Here is a 3729-nt window from a genome sequence, read left to right as displayed (position 1 = left end):
GCGCACGGCCGACGGCGCCGAGTTCGCCGTCCGGGCCGTGCTCGGCCAGCAGGTCTCGACCGCGGCAGCCCGCACCCACGCCGCCCGGCTGGTCGTCGCGCACGGCGAACCCGTCGAGGATCCCGAAGGCGGCCTGACCCACCTGTTCCCGTCACCGGAGGCCCTGGCTTCGCTGGACCCGGAGACGCTGGCCATGCCCCGAAGCCGCCGTCGCACGCTGCTCGCGCTGGTCGAGGCGCTGACCGGCGGGCTCGACCTCGGCGCGGGCAGCGACTGGGACGCGGCCAGGGCGGCGCTGACGGCGTTGCCGGGGTTCGGGCCGTGGACGGTCGAGAGCATCGCGATGCGGGCGCTGGGCGACCCGGACGCGTTCCTCCCCACCGACCTCGGCATCAAGTACGCGGCGGAAACCCTCGGACTCGGCGGCCAGGCCGCCGTCGTCGCCCGTTCCGCGGCGTGGCGCCCCTGGCGCGCCTACGCCACCCAGCACCTGTGGGCCACCGGTGACCACGCGATCAACCGGATGCCCGCCGCCTAGGAGGCCACCATGCGTTCCCACTCCGTCATCGACAGTCCCTGCGGCCCGCTGACGCTGGTCGCCGAGGACGGCGCGCTCTGCGGCCTGTACATGGTCGAGCAGCGCCACCGCCCGGACGAGCTGACGTTCGGCGCGGCCGACCCCGCCGCGGAGATCTTCGCCCGCGCCGAAACCGAGCTGAAGGAGTACTTCGCCGGTCAGCGCGAGCGGTTCGAGGTGCCGCTCGCCTTCGCCGGTACGCCGTTCCAGCGGTCGGTCTGGGCCCAGCTGCGCGAGATCCCGTACGGCACGACGATCTCCTACGGCGAGCTGGCCGACCGGCTCGGCAACCCGGGCGCGTCCCGCGCGGTCGGGCTGGCGAACGGCAAGAACCCGATCGGGATCATCGTCCCGTGCCACCGGGTGGTCGGCTCGACCGGTTCGCTCACCGGCTACGGCGGCGGCCTGGACCGCAAGCGGTACCTGCTCGACTTCGAGCGGGGCGCGCTGTTCTGATCCCAGCTCGTGGGAGGCGCCGTCCACTGCCGTGTGAGATGGGCTGCACCCGCGGCGGGGCGGGGCGGCGCCGCGCGGCCCGGGGTGGAAGGATCTGCAGATCGTGAAGACCTTCGATGAGCTGTTCGCGGAGCTTGCCGAGCGCGCGCGTACCCGTCCCGACGGGTCCGGCACCGTCGTCGCCCTCGACGCCGGGGTGCACGCCCAGGGCAAGAAGGTGCTCGAGGAAGCCGGCGAGGTGTGGATCGCGGCCGAGCACGAGTCCGACGACCGCCTCGCCGAGGAGATCTCCCAGCTGCTGTACCGGGTGCAGGTGCTCATGCTCGGCCGCGGTCTGTCGACCGAGGACGTCTACCGCTACCTGTGACGGGTCGCTCGAAAAACGAGGAGAGAAGCGAAATGCTGCGTGTTGCCGTGCCGAACAAGGGAGCCCTCGCCGCCGCGGCGACGGAAATGCTCGGCGAGGCGGGCTACCGCAAGCGGCATGAGCAGCGCGACCTGACCGTGCTCGACCCGGTCAACGAGGTCGAGTTCTTCTTCCTGCGCCCCAAGGACATCGCGATCTACGTCGGCTCCGGCGAGCTCGACCTCGGCATCACCGGCCGGGACCTCGCGCTCGACTCCGGCGCGCCGGTCGAGGAGATCCAGGCGCTCGGCTTCGGCGGCTCGACGTTCCGCTACGCCGCCCCGGCGGGCAAGGACTGGAAGCCGGCGGACCTGCACGGCAAGCGCCTGGCGACGTCGTACCCGCGGCTGGTCCGCGACGACCTCGCCCGCCACGGCGTCGAGGCCGAGGTGATCCGCCTCGACGGCGCCGTCGAGATCTCGATCCAGCTCGGCGTCGCGGACGCGATCGCGGACGTCGTCGAGTCCGGGCGGTCGCTGCGCCAGAACAACCTGGTGGCGTTCGGCGACCCGATCTGCGTTTCGGAAGCGGTGCTGCTGCAGCGCAAGGGGACCCCGGAGAGCAAGGCCAAGTCGCAGCTCGCGGCGCGGCTGCGCGGGGTCGTGTTCGCGCAGCAGTACCTGATGCTGGACTACGACTGCCCGCGCACGCTCGTCGAGCGGGCGATCGGCATCACGCCGGGCCTGGAGTCGCCGACGGTGGCCCCGCTGGCCGACGAAGGCTGGGTCGCCGTGCGCGCGATGGTGTCGCGCAAGGACGTCAACCGGATCATGGACGAGCTGGCCGAGGTGGGCGCGAAGGCGATCCTCGCCTCGGACATCCGCTCCTGCCGCCTCTGACCTGCCTCGTGAGTGTTTGGTCGGGTTAGAACCCGACCAAACACTCACGAGCGTGGCCGGTTGGGCTTCTTCGGCAGCAGGTCGTAGAGGCCCTTGCGGACGCCGTTGTCGTTGACGTTGCGCGCCACCGCGACCTCGGAGATGAAGTCCTCGAAGACGAACTCCTCGTCCGCGGGCACGACAGCCGGGGCCTGGTTCTGCGCCAGGTAGCCGTCGAGGGTGCCCGCGATCTCGCGGAACGACAGCGCCTGCAACGTCTCCGGGGCGTAGGTCGTCACCGGGACGCCGTGCGCGGCCGCTTCGTTCATCACCACGCCCAGCGGCAGGTGCGACAGCATCGGGATGCCGAACTCGTACATCTCCTGCAGCGCCGCGGCCGCGTAGTGCGAGATCGGCCGCCGGTAGAGGCTCGGCACCAGCCCGAACCACGACAGCGGCTGCCGCCCCACGGTCTGCTCGACGTACCGGACCTGGTCGGCCAGCAGCCGCAGCGCGCGGATGCTCGTCTTGTCCGGCTGCACCGGCACCAGGATGCCGTGCGATGCCGCCAGCGCGTTGTTCGTCAGCACGTCGAGCGCCGGCGGGCAGTCGATGATGCAGTGGTCGTAGTTGGCGAACTGGATGACCCGCGCCAGCTGCCAGCCGGGTACGCGGAACGAGTCGAGCCGCCGGATCAGGTCGAACATCCCCGGTGACGTCGGCACGACGTCGAGCGCGCCGCCCTTGCCGAGGTTGCTGCGCGGGTGCGGGACGACGATCTCGTCGATCGGGCCCTTCCACGTCTTGGCCAGCGCTTTCGCCAGGCTCGGCTGGTCCGGTGGCACCTCGGCCAGCCCGAGCATCTCGGTCGTCGCGTGCCCCTGCGGGTCGAGGTCGATAAGCAGCACCCGCCGGCCCCGCTCGGCCAGCGCGGCCGCGGTGCCGACGCTCAGCGAGGTCTTGCCGACCCCGCCTTTCTGGTTGACCACCGAGGTGATCTGCATGCCGGAGCGCTCCTCAAGTCGGTCGTTCCGCGAAGGTTATTGGATCCGGGCCGGTTGTGGGTGGCTATCCGCCCCCGGCCTGTCGCGGCCGGACCATCAGCGCCTGCGCGCCGGTCGCCAGCGGGCCGCTCGCGTCGTGCAGGATGCTCGTCGCCGTGCCGATGCCGTGCTCGCCGACCAGCGTGACCGCGTCGAGGCCGATCCACTCGCCCGCGGGCACCCGCCGCACGTGCACGGTCAGCTCGGAGTTGATGAACCACCACTGCCGCGGGTCGAGGAAGTTGGACACGCCGTTGCCGGAGTCGGCGACGGTGAACAGCCGCTGCAGCCCGCTCGGCTCCTCGCCGTCGACCAGCGGCACGCGCGGCCGGGCCCAGACCGCGGCCGGGCCCGGGACGTCCATCCCGCCGCGGACCGCGCGCCACTCCACGGCGTCGAGGTAGCCGCCCTGCCAGCCCTCCGGCCACG

General features: G+C 72.0%; 6 protein-coding genes. 4 read left to right on the top strand and 2 right to left on the bottom strand.

Annotation, left to right across the window (positions count from 1 at the left end; translation table 11 throughout):
* The 4 genes from G3I65_RS11625 to hisG all read left to right on the top strand — a co-directional run.
* Positions 1-538: DNA-3-methyladenine glycosylase 2 family protein (locus tag G3I65_RS11625; RefSeq protein ID WP_160696115.1), on the top strand; the 538-nt coding region annotated here is incomplete at its 5' end.
* A gap of 9 nt (positions 539-547) precedes the next feature.
* A complete protein-coding gene (locus tag G3I65_RS11620) occupies positions 548-1033 on the top strand; it encodes a methylated-DNA--[protein]-cysteine S-methyltransferase (RefSeq protein WP_160696114.1) in 486 nt (161 codons plus the stop codon).
* Between the two features lie 103 nt (positions 1034-1136).
* Positions 1137-1400, top strand: coding sequence for a phosphoribosyl-ATP diphosphatase (locus tag G3I65_RS11615; RefSeq protein ID WP_086681128.1), 264 nt, complete (start codon positions 1137-1139; stop codon positions 1398-1400).
* A gap of 32 nt (positions 1401-1432) precedes the next feature.
* Positions 1433-2278 (top strand): ATP phosphoribosyltransferase, encoded by an 846-nt coding sequence (gene hisG, locus G3I65_RS11610; protein ID WP_160696113.1) that lies wholly within the window; start codon positions 1433-1435, stop codon positions 2276-2278.
* Positions 2279-2322: 44 nt separating this feature from the next.
* Here the strand turns inward: hisG and G3I65_RS11605 are convergent, their stop codons facing one another.
* Positions 2323-3261: a ParA family protein gene (locus tag G3I65_RS11605; RefSeq protein ID WP_160696112.1), complete on the bottom strand. Its 939-nt coding sequence runs from the start codon at positions 3259-3261 to the stop codon at positions 2323-2325.
* 64 nt (positions 3262-3325) lie between these two features.
* Positions 3326-3729: thioesterase family protein (locus tag G3I65_RS11600; protein WP_160696111.1), on the bottom strand; the 404-nt coding region annotated here is incomplete at its 5' end.

It is taken from the genome of Amycolatopsis sp. SID8362 (genome assembly GCF_010550475.1).
Taxonomy (GTDB): Bacteria; Actinomycetota; Actinomycetes; order Mycobacteriales; family Pseudonocardiaceae; genus Amycolatopsis; species Amycolatopsis eburnea.
Note: the sequence above shows the minus strand (reverse complement) of the source record. Positions and strands in the feature narration are given on the sequence as shown.